This window comes from Neisseria sp. P0021.S006 (assembly GCF_051956895.1).
In genome coordinates this window covers 1-435 of sequence record NZ_JBQCWZ010001300.1, presented here as the reverse complement: position 1 = coordinate 435, position 435 = coordinate 1, and the positions used below count along the sequence as shown (strand labels likewise).

At 53.3% G+C, this 435-nt stretch carries 1 protein-coding gene; it reads left to right on the top strand.

Features of this window, described 5'->3' with window-relative positions:
- Positions 1-265 precede the first annotated feature (265 nt).
- A partial coding sequence (locus tag ACTHUM_RS19985) for a ribosome-binding factor A (protein ID WP_440404005.1) occupies positions 266-435 on the top strand: 170 nt, incomplete at its 3' end.

Sequence of the window (435 nt, the reverse complement as noted above, 5' to 3'; positions counted from 1 at the left end):
TTTGCCGCTTGATTTGCCGCCACAAACCCATCTTCGGGTTGATGAAAACAACCACAGCTTCATCTTGCGCATCAACGCCCAATTGCTGGAGCAACACCCCCTCATCGCCGATGCACTGGACTACGAAAGCGCGCAATGGCAAAAAATCGATATGCCTCTCTCGGTTCAAGCACAATAAACCGCGCTCCGTTATAATAGGCAGCTTTTCAAAATCCAAACCACAGGCCGTCTGAAAACGACAGCCTGCCATACATCAAGGAAAACCATGAGAAAACCCCAACGCGGCTACGCCCGCCAAGACCGTGTCAAAGAACACATCATGCGCGAGCTTGCCGAACTCGTCCGCACCGGCCTGAAAGACCCGCGCGCAGGCTTCATCACCATCAGCGAAGTCGAAGTCACCCGAGATTACAGCCACGCAACCGTGTTCTACAC